Annotated in this window: 33 protein-coding genes and 1 pseudogene; 2 read left to right on the plus strand and 32 right to left on the minus strand. The window is 32.1% G+C overall.

The window, feature by feature from the left end:
* Positions 1-5: 5 nt before the first annotated feature.
* The 19 genes from J2Z80_RS11950 to dprA all read right to left on the minus strand — a co-directional run bounded on the left by J2Z80_RS11950 (position 6) and on the right by dprA (position 16,792).
* Positions 6-404, minus strand: a complete 399-nt coding sequence (locus J2Z80_RS11950) for a flagellar basal body-associated FliL family protein (RefSeq protein WP_209454593.1) — start codon at positions 402-404, stop codon at positions 6-8.
* A gap of 70 nt (positions 405-474) precedes the next feature.
* A complete protein-coding gene (locus J2Z80_RS11955; RefSeq protein WP_132775122.1) occupies positions 475-660 on the minus strand; it encodes a flagellar FlbD family protein in 186 nt (61 codons plus the stop codon).
* Positions 661-697: 37 nt separating this feature from the next.
* Positions 698-1,960 carry a flagellar basal-body rod protein FlgF gene (flgF, locus tag J2Z80_RS11960; RefSeq protein WP_209454594.1) on the minus strand — a complete coding sequence of 421 codons (1,263 nt, stop codon included), beginning with the start codon at positions 1,958-1,960 and terminating at the stop codon, positions 698-700.
* Between the two features lie 30 nt (positions 1,961-1,990).
* A complete protein-coding gene (locus J2Z80_RS11965; protein ID WP_209454595.1) occupies positions 1,991-2,398 on the minus strand; it encodes a flagellar hook capping FlgD N-terminal domain-containing protein in 408 nt (135 codons plus the stop codon).
* A 13-nt stretch (positions 2,399-2,411) separates the two neighbouring features.
* Positions 2,412-3,734: a flagellar hook-length control protein FliK gene (locus J2Z80_RS11970; protein ID WP_209454596.1), complete on the minus strand. Its 1,323-nt coding sequence runs from the start codon at positions 3,732-3,734 to the stop codon at positions 2,412-2,414.
* Between the two features lie 15 nt (positions 3,735-3,749).
* Positions 3,750-4,331 carry a MotE family protein gene (locus J2Z80_RS11975; RefSeq protein ID WP_209454597.1) on the minus strand — a complete coding sequence of 194 codons (582 nt, stop codon included), beginning with the start codon at positions 4,329-4,331 and terminating at the stop codon, positions 3,750-3,752.
* A 3-nt stretch (positions 4,332-4,334) separates the two neighbouring features.
* A complete protein-coding gene (gene fliJ / locus J2Z80_RS11980; protein ID WP_209454598.1) occupies positions 4,335-4,787 on the minus strand; it encodes a flagellar export protein FliJ in 453 nt (150 codons plus the stop codon).
* A gap of 4 nt (positions 4,788-4,791) precedes the next feature.
* Complete coding sequence (gene fliI / locus J2Z80_RS11985) at positions 4,792-6,108, minus strand: flagellar protein export ATPase FliI (RefSeq protein ID WP_209454599.1); 1,317 nt, start codon at positions 6,106-6,108, stop codon at positions 4,792-4,794.
* Entirely contained in the window at positions 6,098-6,865 is a 768-nt protein-coding gene (locus J2Z80_RS11990; RefSeq protein ID WP_209454600.1) for a FliH/SctL family protein, read from the minus strand. Before J2Z80_RS11990 ends, fliI begins: the two co-directional genes overlap by 11 nt.
* Entirely contained in the window at positions 6,858-7,865 is a 1,008-nt protein-coding gene (fliG, locus tag J2Z80_RS11995) for a flagellar motor switch protein FliG (protein WP_209454601.1), read from the minus strand. The genes J2Z80_RS11990 and fliG overlap by 8 nt, the downstream gene beginning before the upstream one ends.
* A 16-nt stretch (positions 7,866-7,881) precedes the next feature.
* The gene (gene fliF, locus J2Z80_RS12000; protein WP_209454602.1) at positions 7,882-9,402 is read right to left on the minus strand and encodes a flagellar basal-body MS-ring/collar protein FliF; all 1,521 of its coding nucleotides are present in this window, start codon (positions 9,400-9,402) and stop codon (positions 7,882-7,884) included.
* A gap of 24 nt (positions 9,403-9,426) precedes the next feature.
* A complete protein-coding gene (gene fliE, locus J2Z80_RS12005) occupies positions 9,427-9,714 on the minus strand; it encodes a flagellar hook-basal body complex protein FliE (RefSeq protein WP_192402001.1) in 288 nt (95 codons plus the stop codon).
* Positions 9,715-9,724: 10 nt separating this feature from the next.
* Entirely contained in the window at positions 9,725-10,174 is a 450-nt protein-coding gene (gene flgC, locus J2Z80_RS12010; protein WP_209454603.1) for a flagellar basal body rod protein FlgC, read from the minus strand.
* A gap of 2 nt (positions 10,175-10,176) precedes the next feature.
* The gene (flgB, locus tag J2Z80_RS12015; protein ID WP_132775130.1) at positions 10,177-10,587 is read right to left on the minus strand and encodes a flagellar basal body rod protein FlgB; all 411 of its coding nucleotides are present in this window, start codon (positions 10,585-10,587) and stop codon (positions 10,177-10,179) included.
* Positions 10,588-10,810: 223 nt separating this feature from the next.
* Complete coding sequence (codY, locus tag J2Z80_RS12020) at positions 10,811-11,569, minus strand: GTP-sensing pleiotropic transcriptional regulator CodY (protein ID WP_209454604.1); 759 nt, start codon at positions 11,567-11,569, stop codon at positions 10,811-10,813.
* A 14-nt stretch (positions 11,570-11,583) separates the two neighbouring features.
* Positions 11,584-12,969 (minus strand): ATP-dependent protease ATPase subunit HslU, encoded by a 1,386-nt coding sequence (gene hslU / locus J2Z80_RS12025; RefSeq protein WP_209454605.1) that lies wholly within the window; start codon positions 12,967-12,969, stop codon positions 11,584-11,586.
* A gap of 13 nt (positions 12,970-12,982) precedes the next feature.
* Positions 12,983-13,513 carry an ATP-dependent protease subunit HslV gene (hslV, locus tag J2Z80_RS12030; protein WP_209454606.1) on the minus strand — a complete coding sequence of 177 codons (531 nt, stop codon included), beginning with the start codon at positions 13,511-13,513 and terminating at the stop codon, positions 12,983-12,985.
* Positions 13,514-13,597: 84 nt separating this feature from the next.
* Positions 13,598-15,658, minus strand: a complete 2,061-nt coding sequence (topA, locus tag J2Z80_RS12035) for a type I DNA topoisomerase (protein WP_209454607.1) — start codon at positions 15,656-15,658, stop codon at positions 13,598-13,600.
* Positions 15,659-15,703: 45 nt separating this feature from the next.
* Positions 15,704-16,792, minus strand: coding sequence for a DNA-processing protein DprA (dprA, locus tag J2Z80_RS12040; RefSeq protein ID WP_209454608.1), 1,089 nt, complete (start codon positions 16,790-16,792; stop codon positions 15,704-15,706).
* Between the two features lie 112 nt (positions 16,793-16,904).
* On the opposite strand from dprA, the gene rnhB reads away from it, so the two are divergent.
* Positions 16,905-17,642, plus strand: a complete 738-nt coding sequence (rnhB, locus tag J2Z80_RS12045) for a ribonuclease HII (protein ID WP_209454621.1) — start codon at positions 16,905-16,907, stop codon at positions 17,640-17,642.
* Positions 17,639-18,007, plus strand: coding sequence for a YraN family protein (locus J2Z80_RS12050; RefSeq protein WP_209454609.1), 369 nt, complete (start codon positions 17,639-17,641; stop codon positions 18,005-18,007). The genes rnhB and J2Z80_RS12050 overlap by 4 nt, the downstream gene beginning before the upstream one ends.
* Here the strand turns inward: J2Z80_RS12050 and trpS are convergent.
* From trpS to J2Z80_RS12115, 13 genes and pseudogenes are all read right to left on the minus strand, one after another.
* Complete coding sequence (trpS, locus tag J2Z80_RS12055; RefSeq protein ID WP_209454610.1) at positions 17,997-18,980, minus strand: tryptophan--tRNA ligase; 984 nt, start codon at positions 18,978-18,980, stop codon at positions 17,997-17,999. The genes J2Z80_RS12050 and trpS overlap by 11 nt on opposite strands.
* Positions 18,981-18,998: 18 nt before the next feature.
* Positions 18,999-20,531, minus strand: a complete 1,533-nt coding sequence (locus J2Z80_RS12060) for a YifB family Mg chelatase-like AAA ATPase (RefSeq protein ID WP_209454611.1) — start codon at positions 20,529-20,531, stop codon at positions 18,999-19,001.
* A gap of 10 nt (positions 20,532-20,541) precedes the next feature.
* Complete coding sequence (gene ylqF / locus J2Z80_RS12065) at positions 20,542-21,378, minus strand: ribosome biogenesis GTPase YlqF (RefSeq protein WP_209454612.1); 837 nt, start codon at positions 21,376-21,378, stop codon at positions 20,542-20,544.
* 43 nt (positions 21,379-21,421) lie between these two features.
* On the minus strand, positions 21,422-21,760 hold the full coding sequence (gene rplS / locus J2Z80_RS12070) for a 50S ribosomal protein L19 (protein ID WP_209454613.1): 339 nt from the start codon (positions 21,758-21,760) through the stop codon (positions 21,422-21,424).
* Between the two features lie 14 nt (positions 21,761-21,774).
* The gene (gene trmD / locus J2Z80_RS12075) at positions 21,775-22,503 is read right to left on the minus strand and encodes a tRNA (guanosine(37)-N1)-methyltransferase TrmD (protein ID WP_209454614.1); all 729 of its coding nucleotides are present in this window, start codon (positions 22,501-22,503) and stop codon (positions 21,775-21,777) included.
* Positions 22,503-23,003 carry a ribosome maturation factor RimM gene (gene rimM / locus J2Z80_RS12080; RefSeq protein WP_209454615.1) on the minus strand — a complete coding sequence of 167 codons (501 nt, stop codon included), beginning with the start codon at positions 23,001-23,003 and terminating at the stop codon, positions 22,503-22,505. The genes trmD and rimM overlap by 1 nt, the downstream gene beginning before the upstream one ends.
* A 9-nt stretch (positions 23,004-23,012) precedes the next feature.
* On the minus strand, positions 23,013-23,240 hold the full coding sequence (locus J2Z80_RS12085; protein ID WP_013297952.1) for a KH domain-containing protein: 228 nt from the start codon (positions 23,238-23,240) through the stop codon (positions 23,013-23,015).
* A gap of 27 nt (positions 23,241-23,267) precedes the next feature.
* Entirely contained in the window at positions 23,268-23,525 is a 258-nt protein-coding gene (gene rpsP / locus J2Z80_RS12090) for a 30S ribosomal protein S16 (RefSeq protein ID WP_209454616.1), read from the minus strand.
* A 29-nt stretch (positions 23,526-23,554) separates the two neighbouring features.
* On the minus strand, positions 23,555-24,895 hold the full coding sequence (ffh, locus tag J2Z80_RS12095) for a signal recognition particle protein (protein WP_209454617.1): 1,341 nt from the start codon (positions 24,893-24,895) through the stop codon (positions 23,555-23,557).
* 27 nt (positions 24,896-24,922) lie between these two features.
* On the minus strand, positions 24,923-25,276 hold the full coding sequence (ylxM, locus tag J2Z80_RS12100) for a YlxM family DNA-binding protein (protein WP_209454618.1): 354 nt from the start codon (positions 25,274-25,276) through the stop codon (positions 24,923-24,925).
* A gap of 200 nt (positions 25,277-25,476) precedes the next feature.
* Complete coding sequence (locus J2Z80_RS12105) at positions 25,477-26,223, minus strand: endonuclease/exonuclease/phosphatase family protein (protein ID WP_209454619.1); 747 nt, start codon at positions 26,221-26,223, stop codon at positions 25,477-25,479.
* A 27-nt stretch (positions 26,224-26,250) separates the two neighbouring features.
* On the minus strand, positions 26,251-26,637 hold the full coding sequence (locus J2Z80_RS12110; RefSeq protein ID WP_245301306.1) for an ATP-binding cassette domain-containing protein: 387 nt from the start codon (positions 26,635-26,637) through the stop codon (positions 26,251-26,253).
* A 31-nt stretch (positions 26,638-26,668) separates the two neighbouring features.
* A pseudogene (locus J2Z80_RS12115) lies at positions 26,669-26,909 on the minus strand (hypothetical protein); the annotation flags it as partial.

The following is a 26,909-nucleotide window of genomic DNA, read 5'->3' on the forward strand; positions in this document are numbered from 1 at the left end:
CCTTCCTATTGAACAATAAAATCATCAAAATAAACATTTGTTATTTTATCTGCGCCTAAAATCTTATTAATTTCATTTTTTATTTCGTTTTGAAGTTTAGCTTGTCCAGCTGAACCTTCCAAGTCTTGAGCAGTTTTATTTCTTAGTATTTGAAGTATCGCATCTCTTATTTTTGGATTTTGATCTTTCAATTCATTTAATACATTTTTGTCGTAAACCTCTAGTTCAACACCTGCTTTGATAAATTTATCATCATCTTTTAAATTTGTAACAAATTCATCTCCCGGAGAATAATTATAATATACTATTTTAGCCGGTTTTGAATTATAATTGAAATAGAAAAATGCACCACCAAATGCTATGATTATTACTAGCAAAACTATTATTATGATGTTATTTTTCATGACAACACCCCTACTATATTTAAGAAATTAATTCTTACTATTTTGGGCCTCTCCTTTTAAATGACTGAAATTATTTAATAAAAATTTTTCGTTTATAATCAATGACTTTTTCAATAATCTCATCTTTTCTTTCCTTTACAACTACCTTCTTGCCGCTAATCAAACTTATAACCGTATCAGGAGTTTCTTCAATAAATTCAATCATATCAGCATTTACTGTAAATTCGTCACCATTTAATTTTGTTACATTTATCACTTAAAAAACCTTCTTAATCAATTAAATATTAGTTTAATTATCTTTTTAAGTTAACCAGATCTTGCAATATCTCGTCAGATGTAGTTATTACCTTTGCATTTGCCTCAAAGCCTCTTTGTGTTGTAATCATATTAGCAAATTCATTAGCAAGATCAACATTTGACATTTCAAGTGTTCCAGGATTTATAGTGCCTCTAGTTCCAGTATTTGCAGCGCCAATCATGGGATCGCCAGAATTTACCGTGTTTATAAACATTGTATTGCCTACCTTTTCTAAACCTTGCGTATTTTGGAAATCAGCCAGTGCTATTTGACCAATCACTTGTCTTCTGCCATTTGAGTAAATCCCGCTTACCACTCCATACTGGTCTATATTTATACTTTCTATTGAACCGGCTTCATTTCCATCTTTACTTAATTCTTGTATATTTGTTGAATCAGAATACATGGTAAGATTTGAAAGATCTATTGTTATATTCGTTCCATCTCCTAAAGTCGCATTTGTATTGCTAATCGGTAATGATGATACATTAACCGAGAAAATACTTGCTGCTGGATCTATTATCAATCCATTTGAATCAAATTGTATTGTCCCTATAGCAACTGGAGATGATGACAAGTCATTGCCATCAAAGTTTGTTATTTCAGCGCTCCAATTTCCTGCATTATCTTGTTTAGTAAATTGAATCGTTGCTACATGGCTTCCGCCTTGTGAATCATATATAGTGACATTATAGCTTACTGAGCTTCCAATACTTGTACTTGCATTGAGATTTCCACCTAATTGGATTGATTTAGTAGACGAAGGTGATGTACTTGACCAATTTTTAATGCTTATTGGTGACAAATTGCCAGTGTCTGTATTTACCGTTTTTCCATCTTGAGAAATCCAACCCATTACTTTATATCCATCTGGTGTCACAAGATCACCATTTGAGTCAAAGAAAAAATTTCCTGCTCTTGTATATAAATTTGCACCACCATTATTGACTATAAAAAATCCATTGCCATCTATTGATAAATCTGTTGGATTGTCTGTTCTTTGTGCACCACCATTTGTAAACAAAGTATCTATCGATGCTATAGCAACACCAAGACCAACTTGCTGAGGATTTGTACCTCCTCCGTTATCTTGTGGTGCTGATGCTCCTTTTATTGTTTGACTGAATATCTCTTTAAATGTCATTCTGCTTGCCTTATAACCAACAGTATTTACATTAGCAATATTGTTGCCTATAACATCCATTTCAGCTTGATGCGCTTTTAAACCGGACACTGCTGAGTACATTGACCTTAACATGATTATTCCTCCTATCTCTATATTTCAATTTTATTGTTCTGACACGGAAGTGACTGAATCTAATGGGATATATGATCCCTGAACTTCTAAATAATAATTACTTCCATCAAATTTAACTACATCAACTTTTCCAGTGATAGTTGAACTATTTCCATCTGTATCTATATTTGCAGAAATTGTTTTACCCAATAAACTATAGGCTTTAACCGCATTAAAGCTGCTATTTAAGTTTAGCATCTGCTCTAAAGCTGAAAATTGTGCCATCTGCGCAATAAATTCTTTATCGTCCATAGGATTTAACGGATCTTGATTTTCCAGCTGAGTGACAAGAAGCTGTAAATATTCATCTTTACCTAATTCTGAACTTGGATTTGTAACCTTTGTTCCATCAGTATATGTATTTATGTAGCTATTATCGTAATTCGTATTTATTGCCATTCTATCACCTCCTTTATACAACCACATCTACGTGACCGTTGGATACAGTATTGACTATTGAAAAGCTACCTGATTCCAGCTCTGTAGTTTCATAATCGTCATAATTAATCCTTATTCTATTGTTATTTTGATTTTTGTATTTTTCGCCGCTATTTTCCTGTCCGCTGTACTGTGATGTAAATTGCATATTTCTATCGATAGATACATTAAAGCTGTCAATTTTTATACCTTTTGACTCCAACTGACTATTAAGTACATTTAAATTTGCTTCAATTTGATGCTTAACTTTTTCATTGTCGGTTAAAATATTTGCCGTTAAACTTCCATTCACAGATTTTATGTCGATCTCCATATTACCTAAAAAATCAGGTTTAAGTTGAATCTTTATGTTTGACTCGGTATCTGATTTTGTTATGTTAACATTTTTCACAATTTGGTCAATTATGTCCGTTGTTTGTATAGGACTTTTAGCATCTAAAATCTTTTCAGTGTTTACAGTTAGTTGCTTATTTTGATTATCACTTAAAACAATAATGTTGTCAGGTTTTAAATCAATTATTTTACTGTCTTTTGCCAGATCAATTTTGCTATCGAGTTTTTTGGATATATTTTGATTTTTATCAGTTACAAGGTTATCAACATTTTCACCATTATTATCATTTTGATTTTTACTCTGGTCTCCTTTTTGATTTAAATTTTCATCTTTTAAATTATTGTCGGTTTTTGCAGTTAGGCCATTTATATTTGCATTTTTTTCATTATTGTTTGCCTCTGTATTTGTATTCTTACTATCACTGCCAGCTACAATTTGCTGTTTTAAATCATCACTATTCGCGCTTAACTTCAAGTTGATATTATCGTCTTTATCTGCATCATTGGAATCAACTGTAATTGTCATATTCTCCATATTGCTATTTTTTAATAAACTTAAAATATCTTTTGAATCAATATTTAAACCAAACTTTTCATTCAATATTTTAGTAATCGTATTTACCAAGTATTGCATACTGATTTCATCTTTGGTTTGACTGTTCTGAATTGCACTACACAATTGGTTTATAATGCTTTCTTCTAATGGTTGCAAATTCGATTGAGTTATAGCTTTGTCGATAGTTAAATTATTGTTTATTAAATTCAAAATCATATTTATTATATCGGATAATTGTTTGATGTTTATTGTTTCTTTTTCATTGCTATTAAAACTTTTATTTTCATCTTTACTTCTATTTTGAACGACTTTAATAAAGCTTTTAAAATCTGAGACTTTTTTGTTCATAGATTTATCATTACTTTTTGATGGCATAATTCCATTTAAAATGTTCATAACTCGTATCACTTGATCATCTCCTTTCTATGGCGTAGTAGAAGCATTTGTATAAAGTATCTTCGTTATATCTGCAGCTTTTTTGGGATCTAACTGTTCAAGTATTTTAGATGCATTGTCCTTATTCATATTGCTTAAAATACCTATTAAAACATTGTTGTCCGTTATTTGGTTCAATATATTTGCTGCATTTTGTGGGTCCATATTCTCATAATAAGTAGCCAAAGTCTTTAAATCAGTCTTTTTCGCATTTGACTGCACTTTTAAACTATTTATCTCATCTTGCTGTTTTTGAAGCTGTGATTTCAATGCATCAATCTGTTTTTGTTTATCACTTAAACTCGCTTCCGCATTTTGTAATTCTTTTTGTTTTGTATTAAGTTCACTAGTCAACTTTTTCAGCTCATCAGCATAATTAGTTGTTGGTTTAACCTGTATTAAGCCTTTTAATATCGGTATATTGCTTAAATATTTTAAAGTATGACTGCTGATTCCACCAATATTAAAATAGAATAACAAGCCAACAACTAGAATTATAAAAATTGCAATAAAAATAATTATACTTAATCTTAGCGGTCTTTTCTCATTTCCAGTTTCTTCTTTTTCCATCGATTAACCTCCTAAAGTAGACCTAGCAACTTTATATGATATTTGTTCATCGATAATTGAATTTTGCTCTAACAATGACTGATATTTATACTCTTCATATTTTTTTTCTTTTAAATTTTCAAGTGCTTCTTTTTCCTTACTAACATCACTTAGCTTTCGTCTTTCTTTCTCGATTTCATTCTCTAAAGCTTTCAAAATTTCATTTTGCTCATTATATTTTTCGTACAATGTCTCCAAATATAAATTAAATTGTTTTAAATTCATTATAGATATGCCCATCACAGCATTCATTTCATTTTTCTCAAGTGTCTCATTTATTTTAATAAGAATTTCATTGAGTTTATTTTTTTGTAATTCATATTTTGAAATTAACAGTGCCAATTTTTCTTTTTCCATCTTTTGCTTTTGCTCTTTGATATTAAGTACAGTTTCCAATGAATATCTAAATTTTTTCACGTTATCACCTGTTTAAAATATTTTTTAGCATATTAAGTTCATCTTCAAAGTTATAATTTTCGTCTGTATTCTGTTTTATATAATTTATCATATCGTCGTGTAATGAAATTGCTTCATCTATTTTGGGATTACTCCCCTTTGCATAAGCACCTATATTAATTAAATCTTCTGATTCCTCATAAACTGATAATATACTTTTAAATTTCGAAGACAAATTTTTGTGTTCGTCTGATACAATATCATTCATAACTCTGCTAATACTTGCTAAAATATCAATTGCAGGATATTGCCCTTTATTTGCAAGTTTTCTTGACAAAACTACATGTCCATCTAATATGCCTCTGACAGCATCTGTTATTGGTTCATTTAAATCATCGCCGTCTACCAAAACTGTATACAGGGCTGTTATAGAGCCATTTTTTGCAGAGCCTGCCCTTTCTAATAACTTAGGAAGAACTGAAAAAACTGAAGGTGTATAACCTCTTGAAACAGGAGCTTCACCGATAGACAACCCTATTTCTCTCTGTGCCATAGCAAATCTAGTAACAGAATCCATCATAAATAAAACATCAAGCCCTTGGTCTCTGAAATATTCTGCAATAGATGTGGCAGTCATTGCACCTTTAACCCTCATTAATGCTGGTGTATCAGATGTCGATACTACTAAAATCGATCTTTTTAAACCGTCTTCACCTAAGTCTTTCTCAATAAACTCATTTACTTCTCTTCCTCTTTCACCAATTAAAGCAATTACATTAATATCAGATTTGGCATTCCTGGCTATCATTCCAAGTAGAGTACTTTTTCCTACGCCACTACCAGCAAAAATACCTATTCTCTGTCCTTTACCACATGTAAGCAAACCATCTATCGCTTTTATGCCAAGAGGCATCACTTCTCTTATTCTCTTTCTCTCAATGGGATTCGGTGGAACATTATTAGTACTTACAAGTTTCTTAAATTTTATAGGCCCTTTCCCATCAATTGGATTGCCTAATGCATCTATAACTCTTCCCAGCAACTCTTCTCCAACACCTATCTTTAATTTTTGTCCTGTAGATATAACGCTATTTCCAGGCCCTATGCCATCCATATCTCCTAAAGGCATCAAATAAACTTTATCATCTTTAAATCCCATCACTTCAGCATAAATTGTATTTCCGTTTATAGACTTTATTTCACAAACATCTCCAACATTAGATATTGGACCAATACTTTCTATCGTCAAACCAACAACCTGACTTACTTTTCCATAATACTTTATAAAGCTTTTGTCTCGTAAAACCGTCTTATATCTTTCAAAAAAATTATTACTGATCATTTAAAACACCTTTTAGTGCATCTTTTAAACTTTCTAATTGCGTCTTTAAACCTGAGTCAATCATTCCTGACGGAGTCTGAATAATACAATCGAACTTATCTAACGATACATCTCTTACTATATTAATATCATCAATGAATTTTAAATTTTTTAATACTTTGTCTTTATTTTTAATCAGGAATTCGTAATCTTCCTCACTTACTCTGACTGTTACTGTACTTGAGGCTTCGTAATTTTCCAATCCCTTTTTCACAAGGTTAATGACTAAATCTCTATTTTCTTCCATATTTATATCAATTATCTTTTTCACACAATAAATTATAGTTGAAACAATATCACTCTCTACTTCTTTTTGTAAATTTTTTTTCTCATCTAATATCATTTCTTTTATCTCTCTTGCTTCCTTAAGTATAGAAGAAGTTCTATCTTTGCCTTCATCTATCCCTTTATTTAGGCCTTCTTTATAGCCCCTATCAAACCCTTCTTTATAACCAACTCGCTTTGCATTTTCCTTTATTTCTTCTGCTATATTTTTTGCATTATTTATCAGCTTTTCTGCCTCATCCTTAGCAGATTTAATAATATCATCCTGAATAATGCTAATCTTCTCAAGTTTCTTCTTAAATTCTATATATTGTATAGAGTCATTATCATTAATCTTATCATTTGATAAATTATTTAATTTTTTAATATGAGGCTTTTCAATAACAACAGGTGATGAATTTATACAATCCTTATTCTTTAATATCCTATACAATTATTTCATCGCCTCCGCCTCTAGATATAACTATTTCCCCTGCTTCTTCTAATCGTCTTATGATATTTACAACTTTTTGCTGTGCTTCTTCAACATCTTTTAATCTAACTGGGCCCATGTATTGAATGTCCTCTTTAATCATGTCTGCCAATCTCTTTGACATGTTGCTGTAAATAACCCTTTGAACTTCTTCGTTAGATCCTTTAAGTGCCAGTGCAATATTGTGATTGTCTACTTCTCTCAAGACTCTCTGTATTGAACGATTATCTAACGTTATAATATCTTCAAATACAAACATGCGCTTTTTAATTTCTTCTACAAGCTCAATGTCTTTAGTTTCAAGTGTATCAATAATATTTTTCTCTGTAGAGCGATCAACCGCATTTAAAATATCCACTATCGTCTGTATGCCACCTGTTGATGTGTAATCTTGTGTGACTAAAGATGACAATTTCTTTTCTAAAATTCGTTCAACTTCCTTTACAATTTCAGGCGATGTAGCTTCCATTTTTGCAATTCTCATAGCCACATCAGACTGAATATTTTCAGGAAGCGATGATAATATAACACCAGCCTGTTGAGGTTTTAGATATGATAGTATCATCGCTATTGTCTGCGGATGTTCGTTTTGTATAAAACTTAATATTTGAGATGGATCTGCACGTCTCACAAAATCAAAAGGTCTAACCTTCAATGTCGAAGTAAGCTTATTAATAATTTCTAAAGCCTGTTGAGATCCCAATGCTTTCTCTAAAATTTCTTTAGCATAGTCTATGCCACCTTCTATAATATACTCCTGTGCTATACACATATTATAAAAGTCATCCAAAATCCTATCTTTTTCTTCAGGAGATATGTTCCTGATATTAGCAATCTCCAATGTTAACTGTTCTATTTCCTCTTCTTTTAAATGTTTATATATTTGTGCTGCTGTAGCTGGTCCTAAAGCAATTAAAAGCATAGCACATTTCTGTTTACCTGTGATAGAACTTCTTGCCAAAGTAGACACCACCATCCTATTCTTCGTTGAGCCAAGTTCTGATTAATTGTGCAACTATATCTGGCTTTTGCTTTATAAATTTTTCTATTTGTTTCCTCTTTTCATCTCTTTCATCAGTATGTATTTCTATATCTTCTATATTTTCTATAGGTTCTGCCATCGATAAAGCTTCTTCTAATTTGCCATTAGAAATTGTCTCTTTGTTTCTCTTTTTCATAACATAGAAAGCACCTCCTGCTAAAAGCAACGCACCTAATATTATTAACCATACGTATGGGAATGATTGCTTTTGAGTATTTTTCATCTGATTCAATAAATCGTTATTAAATTTTATCCCCATGACGGAAACAGATACGTTCTTGCCTCCAGCAGCATTTGATACAAGATCTGTAAGCTGCTGTTTCATTGTAGGGCTTAAATTATTGTTGTTTACTACTACACTCAATGATATATTCTGTATTTTCCCTTGAGCTGACGTAAGAGTAGTTTTTATTTGATTAATCTCGTAATTTATTGTTGTATCTGTTTTGCTATAATTTGAATTACCATTGTTTTGAGTCGTGTATGTTGTATTACCAGGAGGATTATTAGTTGCCGTACCAGCCGGTGCACCATTGCTGGAACCATTAGCTATCTCTTTTATAGTCTGTGTGCTTCTTATGATTCCATTGTTATCAATTACTGGCTGCCATTCTACTTTGTCTTGCACTTGTTTATCAAAATTCAAATTAACACTGGCTCTTACGATTACATTTCCGGGGCCAAAAACTTGTTCCAAAAGCGATTGAATATTATTCTGCAAATCATTTTGAACCTTTATCTGAAGAGCGTATTGAGAACTTGCACCATCAAGTGAATTATCATTTTGAGCCACTAAAACTTTTCCGTTCCCATCAATAATAGTTACTTTGTCTGGCTTTAGTCCTTCAACACTTTTTGATACAAAGTTTGTTATTCCAGTGATTTGCTGATTTGTTAATGTAACACCCGGCTTTAACTGTAACATTACAGCCGCTGTTGATGAATTATCATTATTCGACAATACAAAATTGTTTTCATCTGGAACTACTATATTTACTTTTGCATCTTGGACACCATCAATTGTCTTTAATGTATTCTGTATTTCATTTTGTACAAAATAAATGTATTTTTCTTTTCTCTCCTGATCCGTTGTAGCCAACGAATTATTCATTGCATCGCTAAAACTAAAACCATCTTGCGGAATTCCCTCTGTTGCAAGTTGCATTCGCGCTTCGTCTTTATATTGAGCAGGAACTAATATTGTGCTTCCGTTTCCTTCGATTTTGTATGGAATTTTCAATTCATTTTTTAACTTATCAACCACTGCGCCGGCATCTTTAACACTTAAATCAGAGTATAAAACTTCGTAGTTAGGTTTATTAATAATATATACTAATAATGCTATACTACTAATTAATAATAATGATATTATTCCAATCTGTATTTTTTGTTTTTTATCAAATTTGTTCCAAAAATTATTGATTTGGCTTCTTATATTGTTTATAAAAGCAGGCATCAATTCACCTCATCTCAAAAGGTATTAAACCGGCATCCTCATTATCTCCTGATATGCATCAAGTACTTTATTTTTTATTTGTATTGTAAGCTCCAATGCAATGTCTGCTTTTGTCGCATCAATCATTACATTATGTATATCGTTGATATCGCCAGTAACCAGCATCTGATCATCTTGCTGTGATTTGAGTTGTAAATTATTTACATCAGTAATTGCAGTTTTAAGAATATCTCCAAAAGAAGTAGAATTGTTTGTTGTGCTAGAAGCGCTAACGCCTCCTACTGAGTTTATTTGTGAAATAGGATTTATCATTGTTTCTCACCTATGCCTTTCCGATTTCTAATGCTTTTTCTATCATTGACTTTGCAGAATTAACGGCTGTAACATTGGCCTCATATGCTCTTGTTGCTGATATCATATCAACCATTTCAGAAACAATATTGACATTAGGGTAATTTACATAACCGGTATTATCTGCATCAGGATTTCCAGGATCATACACACGATTTAGTGGAGTATTATTGTCATCTACAATAGATACAACTTCAACACCATTTCCAGTTGCTTGTATTCCCTTTGCTTTATTAAGCATATCGCTAAAGCTGTTTTGATTATTAATCTCTTTCAATACAACAAGTTTTCTCCTGTACGGTCCACCACTAGATGTCCTTGTTGTATCAACATTTGCAATGTTTTGAGAAATGACATCCATCCTCAATCTTTCGGCTGTAAGACCCGTAGCACTTATATCAATAGAATTTAGGAAGCTCATTATTAATTACCTCCATCTTTTATTGCTGTAAGAATAGAATTTAATTCACCACTAACTCTTTGCGCTAATGCACTATAATAAAGCTGATTTTTTGCCAAATTCGACATTTCTACATCAATATCAACATTGTTACCATCTAATCTCATTGAAGTACTATTATCTTGCACAATCTGTGGCTCAATATTATCAAGTGACGTTGAATTAATAGGTATATGATTTTTATCTGTTACAAAACCAGCTAATTTATTAGAATTTACTGTATCATTTAAAATACTTTCGAAATTGACGTCTGATCTTTTGAAACCTGGCGTATCGACATTTGCTATATTATTAGAAATGACTTCATTTCTCAGTTCTGATGCATCTAATGCTTTACTCATAAGATCTACTGTATTAAAATTTATCCCCAGCATTTACACTCCTCCAATCAATAATACTAATATTCGACACAAAATTACATTTTCCTTCAAAAATTATTCATATATGTAGAATATTTTAGCATTAATGGCGTATTATATATATTGTAAAGAAATATATTGTCAGTATTTATCAAATTTTGTCAAAATATATTATATCACTCAACAAATTTAAAGACCATAAGAAAAAAGTCCTAAATTTCTTTAGGACTTTTTAATCTTACCGTTTTAATTTTTTAAGCTCTTCAATTAATTTGTCATTTAGAATCTTAATATGTGTTCCTTTCATACCAAGGGATCTTGATTCTATAACACCAGCGCTTTCAAATTTTCTTAAAGCATTTACTATAACTGATCTTGTTATTCCAACTTTATCAGCTATCTTGCTGGCTACAAGAAGCCCTTCATTTCCTCCTAATTCTTCAAAAATATGCATAACAGCCTCTAATTCTGAATAAGAAAGAGTTGCTAAAGCCATCTGCACAACTGTACGTTTTCTTTCATCTTCTTCCATTTCATCATTTTTGGACCTAAGTATTTCTAAACCTATAACTGTTGCACCGTATTCAGCCAATATAATATCATCATCAGTAAACTTGTCTCCATATCTTAAAAGCATTAACGTTCCAAGCCTATTTCCCCCTCCAAATACGGGAACAATTGTCTCAAATAAATTATCATCTTTTATAAGCTTCGCTTTACTTTCTTTAGTAAGATTTACAGAAGTCTCTGATACTTTTAAAAGCTCATCATTATAATCTTCAGGAAGCTGCATGCTTTTTATAATTGACTCATCTAACTCTCCACTATATTTATTTAAGTTGCGCCCCAAAAGCTTCCCTCTTCTGCTTACAATAAAAACATCGCAATTTATAACATCTTTTAGTATCTCAGACAATTCATTAAAATCAACTGGCTGAACACCGGTTTTCTGAAGTACCTTATTTACCTTTCTAATCTTTTCCAGAAGTAATTCCATTATTATCCTCCTCATTAAAGTATATACTTATTAACATCAAATTTGCTTAAATTATCTTTTAATTGCTCATCTATATAACTTCTGTCGATGATTACTTTTTTACCTGTTATCTCAGGAGCTTCAAATGATAATTTTTCAAACAATTTTTCCATCACTGTATGTAGACGTCTTGCACCTATATCTTCTGATTGCTGATTTATAAGATAAGCAATCTCTGCTATTCTGTCTATAGCATCATCAGAATATTCTACGTCTACACCTTCAGTTTTTAAAAGAGCGGCATATTGTTTTGTTAATGCATTTTTAGGTTCTTTTAAGATCCTTACAAAATCTTCTTTTGTCAACGGCTTTAGCTCTACTCTAACTGGGAATCTTCCTTGCAGTTCAGGTATTAAATCACTTACTTTTGCAATATTAAAAGCACCTGCTGCTATAAAAAGTATATAATCAGTTTTTACAGGACCATACTTTGTCATAACTGTACTACCTTCTACTATTGGCAATATGTCTCTTTGAACCCCTTCTCTTGATACATCAGGTCCATTAGTATATCCACTTGCGGCAATTTTATCAATTTCATCAATAAAAATTATACCATCTTGTTCGGCTCTTTTTATAGCTTCATCGATTACTTCATCCATATCGATTAAATTTTGTGCTTCTTCAGACTCTAATATCTTTTTAGCTTCCCCAATTGAAACTTTTTTATATTTTTTCTTTTTAGGTAAAATATCAGAAAACATATCTTGCAAATTGATATTCATCTCTTCAGAGCCTATATTTGAATACATTTCAAGTATTGGTGCAGCAGAATCTGTTATCTCAATTTCGATGATTGTATCATTTAATTCTCCACTTCTTATCTTTTCTTTTAATTGTTCTCTTTTTAGTTTGACTTCTTGTTGATCATCATCATGAACTTCATTATTATCATTTGGATTATTAAACAAAAATTCAAAAGGATTTTTTTGGCGTCTGCTTTTTCTACCATTTATTAAATAATCTACTATCTTTTCTTCTGCTAATTCTTTTGCCCGCATCATAACATTCTGCATTTTTTCTTGTTTAACCATGCGAATGGCTGATTCAAGCAAATCTCTAATCATTGACTCAACATCTCGACCTACGTATCCCACTTCAGTAAATTTAGTAGCCTCTACTTTTACAAACGGCGCTTCAATAAGTTTTGCGATCCTTCTCGCAATTTCTGTCTTACCTACACCTGTAGGACCTATCATCAAAATGTTTTTTGGAGTAACTTCGTCTTTAATTTCATCAGGTAATAAATTTCTGCGAAATCTATTTCTAAGTGCAACAGCTACAGAACGTTTAGCTAAATCTTGGCCTACTATATACTTATCAAGCGCATCTACAATTTCTTTTGGAGTATAATTCTTCACAATAAGTCCCTCCTTATAAACTTTCTACTGTTATATGATCGTTTGTATACACACAGATTTGCGATGCTATCTCAAGGGACTTTCTGGCAATCTCTTCTACAGATAAATCAGTATTATACCTTAAAGCAAGTGCTGCAGACATTGCAAAATTGCCACCTGAGCCTATTGCTATCACATCGTTATCTGGCTCAATCACTTCACCATTACCAGATATGACTAACGTTACATTTTTATCCGCAGCAATTAAAAGTGCTTCTAATTTCTTTAAAACCTTATCTTTTCTCCATTCCTGTGCAAGTTCCACAGCAGCTCTTTTTAGATTACCACCATACTGCTCCAGTTTTTCTTCAAACATTTCAGACAACGTAAATGCATCAGCAACAGAACCTGCAAAACCTATCAAAACTTCGTCATTGTACAATCTTCTTATCTTTTTTGCTCCATGTTTCAAAATTGTATTCTCACCAAATGTAACCTGTCCATCACCAGCTATAGAAACTTTATTATTTCTTCTAACAGCTACAATTGTAGTACCTTTAAACAAGTTTTCACCCCCCAAAAACAATATAATATTAACACAAAATTTATAATGTTTCAATAATATTTCAAAATTTTTTATATATTTAAATTACTTCACATAATCACAATTGCTACATTTAATTGTCTTGATTCCTTTTATATATTTCTCTACAAGCAAGCTTCCACACTTAGGGCATATTTCATTTATTGGCTTATCCCAAAACATAGTACCGCACTGAGATGAATTTTCGCAAGCATAATATGTCTTTCCTCTTTTACTTTTCTTAACAACTATTTTCCCTCCACATTTAGGGCATATTATTCCTGTTTCTTCATATAGCGGTTTAGTGTTTTTGCATTCTGGAAATCCTGGACAAGCCAAAAATTTACCATATCGCCCATATTTTATAACCATATTTCTACCACAAAATTCACATTTTATATCTGTTACTTCATCTTTTATTTCAATGTCTTTCATCTGCTCTTCTGCAATCTTTAAGGAATCATTAAAATTATTGTAAAATTCATCAATTACATCACACCATTTTTCTATGCCTTCTTCTATTTTATCAAGTTGTTCTTCCATCTCGGCAGTAAATTTCACATCCACAATATCTGGGAAAAATTCTTTCATCACATCTGTTACGATAAAGCCCAATTCAGTTGGCTTTAAATTTTTCTTTTCTTTTATTACATATCCTCTTTCAAGCAGTGTAGATATTATAGGAGCATACGTGCTGGGCCTTCCTATTCCTTTTTCTTCTAGTTCTTTTATCAAAGTAGCTTCAGTATATCTAGCAGGAGGTTGTGTAAAATGCTGTTCTGGTTTTAACTCCTTTAATTTTAAATGATCTCCTTTTTCAAGTAATGGCAATGTCTTTTCTTCAACATTTTCACTATCCGATTCCTCCGTATATACCGTCATAAATCCCGCAAATTTTAGTTTAGAGCCGCTTGTTTTAAAGATATAATTTTTATTAATAATATCCATAGCTATCGTATCATATATAGCTTGTGACATCTGGCTTGCTAGAAACCGGCTCCATATTAATTTGTACAGTTTATACTGATCTGGTTTTAATGAATCCTTAATCTGTTCCGGATCTAAGTTTATGTATGTAGGCCGTATAGCTTCATGTGCATCCTGAATATTTCCTCCTTTCTTTGTATATGTTGCATTAGGATTTGCATATTCTTTCCCATATTTTTGCAGTATGTATTCATATGCAGCTTTTTTAGCCTCTTCAGATACTCTTGTAGAATCTGTTCTCATATAAGTTATTAAGCCTAGACTTCCTTCCCCTTTTATTTCCACTCCTTCATATAATTGTTGCGCAATCATCATCGTCTTTTTTGCAGTAAATCCAAGCTTTTTAGAAGCTTCTTGTTGCATCGTACTTGTTATAAATGGTGGAGAAGGATTTCTCTTTTTAGTGCCTGTTTTAACATTGTCTACGATGTAATCATCTGCCAAATTTTTTATAATGTTGTTTACATCATTTTCATTTTTTAAATCTATTTTCCCATCTTTTGTTCCATAAAACTTTGCTTCAAAATACTGCGTTTTCTTTTCCTTATACAAAAAAGCAGATAAGCTCCAATATTCTTCAGGCTTAAATTCTTCTATTTCTTTTTCCCTATCACAAATTAATCTTGTGGCAACTGATTGAACTCTTCCAGCGCTTAGACCTCTTTTTATTTTTTTCCACAGCAATGGGCTAATATTGTAGCCTACAAGCCTGTCAAGTATTCTTCTGGCTTGTTGTGCATCAACTAAATTCATGTTTATCTTTCGAGGATTTTTAATAGCATTTTGTATCGCATTTTTTGTTATTTCATGAAACTCTATTCTGCATTTATCATTTACATCTATATTTAAAAGATTAGCAAGATGCCATGATATAGCTTCTCCTTCCCTATCAGGGTCTGTTGCAAGATAAACTTTTGAAACATTTTTTGCTTCTTTCTTCAATTTTTCTATTATTGGCCCTTTTCCGCGAATCGTTATATATTTTGGCTCAAAATTTTTCTCAATATCTATGCCAAGCTGACTTTTCGGCAAGTCCCTTATATGCCCCATAGAGGCTTCAACTTTATAATTTTTTCCTAAATATTTATGTATTGTTTTAGCTTTTGAGGGTGATTCAACTATTACTAATGATTTTTTCATTTCGATACCTCCAAAACATTAATTTATTATATCAAACTTGAAGGATTAATCAAAACTTTTTTCATATTTGTTACCAGGTAATCTAACTATAAGTCCTTTAAACAACAATGATGATAAAAGATAATTTACTTTAGATACAGGAAATTTCATTATTTCAACTAATTCTTCTATATCCCTTGGGCATTCTGCAATAGCCATGTATAATTTTTTCTCTTCACTGCTTAGTGTATTAATCAATTGATCATTTATTCTCACTTTTATATCTTCTCTAAAATTATATTCCTCAAGTATGTCACTGCTACTCGTCACCAGTTTTGCACCCTGTTTGATTAATTCGTTTGTTCCTTTGCTATAAGCACTGGTAATAAAACCGGGTACTGCAAATACGTCTCTTCCTTGTTCTAAAGCAAATTTTGCAGTAATCAGCGAGCCGCTTTTAACCCCTGCTTCAACTACTACAACTCCTAAAGACAATCCGCTTATTATCCTGTTTCTTGCAGGAAAATTCCCGGCAATAGGAAGATAATCAAGTGGATATTCCGACACGACTGCTCCATTTGAAATTATATATTCCATCAATCTTTTATTTTCTTCTGGATATACTATATTTACTCCACATCCTAGTACAGCTATAGTTCTACCACCTGCTTTGATTGCTCCTTTATGTGCTAGACTGTCAATTCCTCTAGCCATTCCACTTACTATTGTAAATCCATGTTTCGATAATTCATAAGAAAATTTTTCTGATACTGATCTTCCATATGATGTGGCATTTCTAGAGCCAACTATTGCCATTGATATATCATCAGATTCTCTAATATCACCTTTTACATATAAAACTTGCGGAGCATCATATATCTCTCTTAATAATTTAGGATATTCATTGTCATCTATCAATAAAGCTTTTACTTTTTCTTTATTTAATCTTTCAGCGTATGCATAAGGGTTTATTTTCTTTGCATCTAATATGTTTTTATACACCCTGATATTATTAACGACATTTTTCAGCTCTTCATTATCAGATTTATAGACATTTTCTGCGCTTTCAAAGTAATCTATCAGCTTCTTATAAGTCTTTGTACCTACACTGTTGACTGAACTAAGCCATATAGAGTAGATTTTGTTTTTATCCATTATTACACCCCAAATTAAATATTTAAACATTATCATTATAATAATAAAAAACAAAAAATAAAAGAAGGTATTTTATATATTTTTGTCGAATAAAAATAAGTTGGGTGATAAAATGTCTCAACAGTCATTAAACATAAAAAACTTAAAAGAACATATATACAATCACGGTTTGAACATTGATGGTTTAAAATTAAATGATAATGCTTTAAAATGGTTTAATAAAGAAATGTTAAGGATAGAGAATTTGACACAATATGAAAGAGAACTTTACAAGTCAAATTGTAAAGTAATAGGTGGTGTAGACGAGGTTGGCAGAGGACCATTAGCTGGACCTGTCGTTGCTGGATGTGTTGTACTTCCTAAAGACGTATTTATACCGGATATTAATGATTCAAAAAAATTGAGAGAAGAAAAAAGAGAATTATTGTCAGAAGTTATTAAAAGAAATGCCATCGCTTATGGAATAGGAATAATCAATAATGAATACATAGACAGCGTCAATATATTGAATTCAACTTATGAAGCCATGAGAATCGCTATCTCAAAAATTGATGTAAAAATTGACTGCTTATTAATTGATGCTGTAAAAATACCAAATATAGAAATAATGCAAAAGCCTATTATAAAGGGTGATATAAAAAGTATTTCTATCGCTGCAGCATCTATTATAGCGAAAGTAGAAAGAGATAACTTAATGAAAAAATATGACGAATTATATCCACAATATGGTTTTGGAAAAAATAAGGGATATGGAACAAAGGAACATATTGAAGCGATAAAAAAATACGGTCCGTGCCCAATACATAGAAAAACATTTTTAAAAAAGATAATAGGAGAATCGAATATATGAATAACAAAATATTAGGTAATCTAGGAGAGAGCATTGCAGAAAAATATCTGTTGAAATCTGGATATGCCGTTGTAAGTAAAAATTTTAGATGTCCTATTGGAGAGATCGATATAATAGCTCTTAATAAAAATAGCCTCATCTTTGTAGAAGTTAAGACTAGAACTTCTACAAAATTTGGCTACCCAAAAGAAGCAGTAAATTACTACAAAAAAAATAAAATAATAAAAGTAGCAGAAACTTTTTTATCATATAATAAAAAGTACACAAATTATTTAGCTAGATTTGATGTCATTGAAATATTAATCGATCCAAAAACATTCAAACTAGATAACTTAAACCATATCAAGAATGCTTTTACTTTATAGGCAATAATCCCATTTTATCTTTGACTTTTTCTATAGTAACCTTTGCTATACTGCTGGCTTTTTCAGCTCCTTCTTTTAAAACTTCGTTAATATAATTTAAATCTAAATTCTTGTAATTATTCTGAATTTCAGAAAGCCTCTCTACTATTACGTCTGCCAGTTCTTTTTTTAATGTACCATATCCCTGTCCTTTAAATCTCGCTTCCGCATCTTCAATGCTTATATCTGTAAATGAGCTGTACAACGTTAATAAGTTGCTTAAGCCAGGCTTATTTTCCGGGTCATATCTTATTACATTTTCTGAATCAGTTACTGCCCTCATAATCTTTTTCTTGATTTGAGAAGGTTCATCTAATAGGTTTATTTTGCTGTATTGATTTTCACTGCTTTTGCTCATCTTTTTATCAGGTTCAGTCAAGCTCATTATTCTTGAACCTGTCTTCAAAATCATCGGCTCTGGCACTACAAAAGTTTCGCCAAATCTGTTATTAAACCTTATAGCTATATCTCTAGTTAGCTCCAAATGCTGTTTTTGGTCATTGCCGACAGGCACAAAATTTGTATCATATAACAATATATCAGCAGCCATCAAATCTGGATATGTGAATAAGCCAACTGAAACGGCCTCTTTTCCTTTACTTTTATCTTTAAATTGTGTCATTCTACCTAATTCACCAAAATAAGTCATACATTGAAGCAACCATGCAAGCTCTGGATGTTCTGGAACATGTGATTGTACAAATATGATTACTTTTTTAGGATCAAGACCTATAGCAAGATAAAGACCTGCTAATTCTATAGATTTTTTTCTTAAAGTTTCTGGATCCTGCGGAACGGTTAATGCATGTAGATCAACAATGCAAAATAAACAGCTATAATCATTTTGAAGCTTTACAAATTGCCTCATTGCACCGAGGTAATTACCTATATGGATATCACCTGTTGGTTGTACACCTGAAAAAACTCTCTGCATATATCACACCTCTTCGTTTTAATTGCTTATATATTTATTGCTTAAATTCCTGTATTGAAATGCTTCTGCCACATGTTCATATTTAACATCAGTACTTCCATCCAGATCCGCAATTGTTCTGGCAACTTTTATTATTTTATTATATGCTCTGGCACTTAGACCGAGCTTGTCAAAGTAATCTTTAATCATCTCAGTCGTCTTTTCATCAAGCTTTATATACTTTTTTACCATATTATTCTTTAACTGAGAATTGAAAAATATACCACTTCCACGATATCTTTGCAATTGTATCTCCCTTGCTTTTTTTACTCTATCTCTTATTACTTCTGATGTTTCAATGCTTTTATCATCTTCAAAATACTTCTGTTTGTCGACGCGGTTCACTTCAACATGTAAATCAATCCTATCAAGAAGTGGACCTGAAATCTTATTTTGATAGCGCCTTATTTCATTTGGCGTGCACCTACACTCGTGCGTTGAATCACCTAGATAGCCACAGGGACATGGATTTAATGCGATAATTAGAATTACCTTAGCAGGGTATGTAAAAGTTGCATTTACTCTTGATATTGTTACAAACTCATCTTCTAGCGGCTGTCTAAGTGCTTCTATAGCATCCCTCCTAAACTCAGGAAATTCATCAAGAAATAAAACGCCATAATGGGCCAATGAAACTTCACCAGGTTTTGGAATCCTACCACCACCAATTAACGAAACAGTTGAAATCGTATGGTGAGGAGCACGGAAAACCCTATTTGTTATTAATGATGCATTTTCAGGTAGTGTCCCTGCTATACTATGTATCTTTGTCACCTCTAAAGCCTCTTCTAAAGTCATTTCAGGTAGTATTGTTGGAAATCTTCTTGCCAGCATAGTCTTTCCTGAGCCTGGAGGTCCTACCAACATTATATTGTGCCCACCAGCAGCAGCTATTTCAAAAGCTCTTTTTACATTTTCCTGCCCCTTTACGTCAGAAAAATCTATATCATACTTTTCTCTTTTAAAGTATTCTTCAACATCTATTCTAACTTGATCAATTGATTTTGTACCATTAATGTATTCAACTACATCATTTAATGATTTTACTGGTATCACCTGAATTTCTTTTGTTACAGCAGCTTCTTTTGCATTGTTACAAGGCAAGATTATCCTTTTTACTCCATATAACCTTGCATCCATTGCCATAGGTAAAGCACCTTTTATAGGTCTTAAAGAGCCATCAAGTGATAGCTCTCCCAGCAAAACCGTATCACTACCAACAGGTTTCACTTGCCCTGTACAGGTAAGTATACCTACAGCAATAGGCAAATCAAATGATGTACCTTCTTTTTTTGTGTTTGCAGGCGCTAAGTTAACAGTGATTTTTTCTACTGGAAATTCATAACCGCTATTTTTTATGGCAGCTCTTACCCTATCTCTTGATTCTTTTATTTCTGTATCTCCCAGTCCAACAATATCAAATGACGGAAGTCCATTGGATGTATCAACTTCTACATCTACTATATATCCATCGATGCCCATGATTGCCATGCTTTTTGTTATAGATAGCATCAAAATCCCCCTAATCAGGCCTTTCAAGAGATATCTTCCCAAGTTTGCCTGTGCGAAAATCTTCTACAATAATTTTTGATGTACGCTCAGTATCAATATGACCACCAGACGACAAACAGCCTCTCATTTTGCCTATTTCTCTTAATAAGTCATACAAATCAATGTCAATATTTTGAATCTTATATCTTTGCATCAAAAGATCTGGATACTCTTGTTTTAAAATTTTTAGTAAAGTAAATGCCAATTCTTCATGGTTTAACAGTTCATCTTTAATTGCAGCTGTCAAGGCCAACATGATTCCAACATGCTCATCTTCAAATTTTGGCCACAGTATCCCAGGCGTGTCCAACAAATCAAAATAAGGAGTCCGTATCCACTGTTTTGCTTTTGTCACCCCTGGTTTATTTCCTGTCTTTGCACTTTTTGTTTTTGATAGTGAATTTATAAGTGTTGATTTGCCCACATTAGGTATACCCACTATCATTGCCCTTAATTTGGCCTTTATCCCTTTTTGTCTTTTTCTATCTATTATATTGCTACATTCTTTTAAAGTCAATTCATATATTTCTTTAATACTGCTGCTATTCAATGAATTTATATTAAGACTTGCAATACCTAACTTTTTAAAATATTCATTCCACATTTTATTAGCAGCAGAATCAGATAAGTCGGATTTATTAAGCAGAATAATTCGCTTTTTATTTTTAACCAATTCATCTATAAGTGGGTTTCTGCTACTTTTAGGAATTCTCGCATCAACTAATTCATACACAATATCGACTATTTTTAAATTTTCTTCAATTAAACGCTTCGTTTTTGCCATATGGCCTGGATACCATTGATACATAAGTTCCTCCATATATTGAAAAAGGGACTAATCAAGTCCCCCTTTACTTTTTCTCTTTAATTTTAGCAGCTTTACCAACTCTGTCTCTCACATAATAAAGTTTAGCTCTTCTTACTTTACCTTTTCTTACTACTTCTATCTTTTCAATTCTAGGCGAGTGAAGTGGAAATGTTCTTTCTACACCAACACCATAAGAAATACGTCTTACAGTAAAATTCTCTCTCAGTGAACCACCGCTTCTTTTAATTACAACACCTTCAAAGACCTGTATCCTTTCTTTGTCACCTTCAATAACTTTATAATGTACTCTTACAGTATCTCCTACATTAAACTGAGGTACTTCTCTCAATTGTTCTTTTTCAACAATATCAATCAAATTCATTTTTTCCCCTCCTTTCAAATATCTGAATACCCTATTTGCATAAGATAATCTATATCTTGTTTGGTTAAATATTTCTTATCCAAGAGATCAGGGCGCAAATTTAACGTAAGTTCTAAAGACTTCTGCCTTCTCCATTTAGCTATTTCCGCATGATTACCAGACAGTAACACTTTAGGTACTTCCATACCGTTAAAATTTTCTGGCCTCGTATACTGAGGATATTCTAGCAAACCGTTATAAAAAGACTCATCCATAAAGCTTTCGTCTTGTGGCAAAACACCGTGTATCAACCTTGATACAGAATCAATAACTGCCATTGCAGCTATTTCGCCACCAGTCATGATGAAATCCCCTATAGATATCTCCTCATCTATCACTGAGTACGCCCTCTCATCAATTCCTTCATAATGTCCACACAATAGTATTACTTCATTATATTTTGAAAGTTCTACAGCTTTTCTCTGATCAAATTTTTTTCCCTTAGGTCCCATATAATAAACCGGTATATCTTTTGATGATTTGACAGCACTAATTGCATCGTATATTGGTTGAACCATCATAACCATGCCATACCCGCCACCATATGGGTAATCATCTGTTTTTTTATGTTTATCTTTTGAATAGTCCCTGATATTAACCAAATTTACTTTAATCAAATCTCTTTCAATAGCCTTTTTTAAAATGCTATTCCTAAGTATTCCTTCAAACATATCAGGGAAAATCGTCAAAACATTGAATATCATTATAGTCCCTCCAAAAGGTGGACTGTCATTTTACGTTCTTTAATGTCAACCTTTTTTATTACATCTTTTATGGCAGGTATCAAAATGTCTCTATCATCGGTTTTTACAACATATACATCATTTGCACCGGTTTTTAATACATCCTTTAATATGCCTAGCTCTTTTTGATCATCTGTATATACTTTCATGTTTAGCAAGTCTTTGATAAAATATTCATCATCATCCAGCTTTACAGCATTGTCTCTTGTTATCTTTATCAACTTGCCTCTTAATTTTTCTGCTTCATTTCTATCATTTATTTCTTTAAATTTCACAACCACAAGATTTTTTATAAACCTGACTGATTCGATGTTTAAAGAAGCTTTACCTGTTTCCTCAAATATATATACATAGTCCAAATCATAAAATCTATCTAAATGATCTGTAAGAGGAAAAACTTTTACTTCCCCATTTACACCGTATGCAGATGTTATCTTACCTACGGATAAATAATCATCCATGAAAATCACCTAAATTATTTCTACAACAACCCGCTTCTTTTCCTTTGTCGCAGCCGCTTTAACAACTGTTCTAATGGCTTTTGCAATTCGCCCTTGTTTTCCAATAACTTTTCCCATGTCCTCTGGTGCAACTTTTAGCTCTATGATAATCGACTGCTCTCCTTCGATTTCATTAATCTGCACTGCATCAGGATTGTCAACAAGAGATTTTGCAATGAACTTTACCAACTCACCCATAGATTATCCCTTCCTAAAACAGAGATTTTAATTATTGATTTTATCAAATATACCTTCTTTTTTGAATAGAGCCCTAACCGTATCAGATGGCTGTGCTCCAACTTTTAACCATTTTATAGCTTTTTCTGAATCAATTTTTATTTCTTTTGGATTTGATACTGGATTATAATAGCCAATTTCGTCTATAAATCTACCATCACGTGGAGACCTTGAATCAGCCACAACAAATCTATAAAATGGAGATTTTTTAGCTCCCATTCTTTTTAACCTAATCCTAACTGCCACTTTATCACCTCCTTCTTATGTGAAAATATTTATCTAAAAAATGGCATTCTTCTTTTGCCAATTTTCGTGCTTTTGCCTAAATCAGTAAACTGCTTCATCATTTTTTTAGTCTGTTCAAACTGCTTTATCAGACTATTTACTTGTTGAATTGATGTGCCACTACCAGCAGCTATTCTTTTTTTTCTGCTGCCATTGATGATAGAAGGATTTTGCCTTTCTTCCTTAGTCATTGATTGAATTATTGCTTCAATTCTTTTTATATCCTTATCACTTACATTTACACCCTTTAATTTTGACATATTTACACCAGGTATCATAGAAAACAGTTGATCTATCGGACCCATATTTTTCAGCCCTTGCAACTGCTCAAGGAAATCATCGAAAGAAAACTGCTGATCTAAAATCTTTTTTTGAAGCTCTAATGCCTTTTTTTCATCTATTTGAGACTGAGCTTTTTCAATTAAACTCAGGACATCGCCCATGCCCAGAATCCTTGATGCCATTCTGTCGGGATGAAATACTTCTATATCAGTTAATTTCTCCCCTGATGCTATAAATTTAATAGGCTTATGTGTAACAGCCTTTACTGATAATGCTGCACCACCTCTCGTATCGCCATCCAGTTTTGTCAATATAACGCCATCTATATCAAGCTTTTCGTTAAATGACTCTGCCACATTGACGACATCTTGGCCAGTCATCGCATCCACAACCAGAAGTATCTCATTTGGATTTACAGCATCTTTTATATTTTTAAGCTCATCCATAAGCTCTTCATCGATATGAAGCCTTCCAGCCGTATCAATTATTACAACATTATAATTGTTGTTTTTGGCAAAATCAACAGCACCTTTTGCAATATCAACAGGTGTCGTTTTGTCACCCATAGAAAACACCGGTACATTGATAGATGATCCGACAACTTGAAGCTGTTTAATGGCTGCCGGTCTATATACATCACATGCAACAAGAATGGGATTTTTACCTTTCGATTTTAAATAATTAGCAAGTTTGCCACTTGTCGTCGTCTTACCGGAACCTTGCAACCCAACCATCATAATAATTGTCGGAGGCTTATCGCTGAAATTAATCTTGCTTTCTTTAGAGCCCATCAAAGCTGTCAATTCATCATTGACAATCTTTATGACATGCTGCGCAGGTGTAAGGCTTTCCATTACTTCTTGTCCTAAAGACTTTTCAGTAACAGTATTTATAAATTCTTTAACAACTTTAAAATTGACATCAGCTTCTAGAAGTGCTATTTTGACTTCTTTCATCGCTTCTTTTACATCTTTTTCACTTAACTTCCCCTTGCCTCTAAGCTTTTTAAATATATCCTGAAGCTTTCCAGTAAGACTCTCAAAAGCCATTAAAAAACCTCCTAAAATATCTTATATTTATAATTCAATCTCATCAAGTTCTTTTTGTATCTCATCCAATACCCTTAAAGCACTCTTATCAGAAATATTTATTTTTGCATCATCTATAATGCGTTTTATATTATTAATTTTCGCAATATTAGAATTATATTTCTTGACAAGACCCAACTTTTCTTCATAGTATTTTAATACACTTTCAGCCCTTTTGAGAGAATCGTAAACACCTTGCCTTGAAATATTAAGCTCCTGCGATATTTCCCCTAATGAATAGTCTTCCATATAATACATTTTAAATATATCCATCTGTTTACCTGTAAGTAACGAACCGTAAAAATCAAATAAAACATTCATTTCCACAAAATCTGTATTCATAAATACCACCTGTTAAGGTACTAGCCTTTACAGATAAATTTTATACAAGAAAAATGAATTTGTCAAGTTTTTTATTCTACATTGTGGTTAACCTGATACAAAAAATAATATACTCAAAATTGGAGTATATTATTTTTGTCCTTATTAATTTCCAAATATTTTTCATAAAAAAAGATTTAAAAATATCTTTCTTGATTTTTTTAATCATTTATATAAGCCATCACTGGGCGGTGATCTGAAATATCCACTTGCAATACTTTGCTTTTTGTTGCATCAATCGAAGTTCCACAGTTAAATAAAAAATCAATCTTTGGATTATTAGAATTATTATAGCATTCCAGTGTGCATATACCTGCAGGTCCGCTATCAACAATAGAAAAAACATTATTGAGCATTATATTATAGGTATCTGAGTTTTCTCCATCGTTCAAATCACAACCAATAATCAATCTTTCATTTGAAAATCCATTATTATTTAATTCATCTTTAATCTTTTGTGCTTGAATCACTTGATCACCGTTTAAGCCTAGATGGGCAGTTCCTACATAAAAGTAAGAACTGCCAAAATCAACACGTACAAGAAGAAAGCTGCGATTTTCTGAACTATTTACCTTAGACAAGTAAACTCTTAAAGCCGTTGTCAAAGAGCAACTACTTATAATTGCATTACCATAATAACCTGGATTCATATTAATAGATGTAATATATTTATAATTCCAAGTCGTCCCAGTAATTGCGGTAAGTTTATTAGAAATATACTCTGCCTGATGAATATTTGTGCCAGATCGTATAGTATATGCATCTACTTCTTGAAGACAGACAATTGAAGCTCCCGAAGTTTTAATTTCATCCGCGATTTTATCCAGATTTTCCGTTTTCGGATCTGGATAATCGCCATCCTTGTTTTGTCCAGCCTTAATATTCCACGTAAGAATATTTATTGTCATAATTATTCCACCTATACTTTTTTAATTTTATGCAATAGAATCGATATCTGCTTCCATATTCTGCTCTTTTATAAAGCTGTAAAAACACCCTCCTTTTTCCACCAGTTCTTCGAAGTTTCCCTTTTCTACAACTTTCCACTTATCAATTACATATATTGTGTCTGCATCTTTTATTGTCGATAACCTATGAGCTATTTTAACAACAGTTTTATCTTTCAAATATTTGTCTATATTTTCCGATATATGCTTCTGCGATAAGCTATCCAAAGCAGATGTTGCTTCATCGAAAATTACAATTTTCGAATCACTTAAGATTGCTCTGGCGATGGCTATCCTTTGCTTTTGTCTGCCTGATAATTTTGGTATATGCTTCAATAATTTTATTTTCAAATTAATCGAAACTCTCTTTTTCATTTTAGAATACATATATTATAAATGTCATCATTTAGCTTAGAATCTTGCCATCTTGTATTGTTATGCATACATCTGCTGATGCTGCTATATCTTTATTATGAGTTACCATAATCAAAGTCTGTCCAAATTTTTCTACACAGAGTTTAAAGAATTTCATCACTTCCTCCGCTGTTTTACTGAGTATTCTCGGCAACTTCTGTTGCCTGATATAACTGAATTTCAGGAGATATATTTTTAAATTTATCCCCCAAAATTTCATTCTGAAATCATTT

The organism is Thermoanaerobacterium butyriciformans (assembly GCF_017874545.1).
GTDB lineage: Bacteria > Bacillota > Thermoanaerobacteria > Thermoanaerobacterales > Thermoanaerobacteraceae > Thermoanaerobacterium > Thermoanaerobacterium butyriciformans.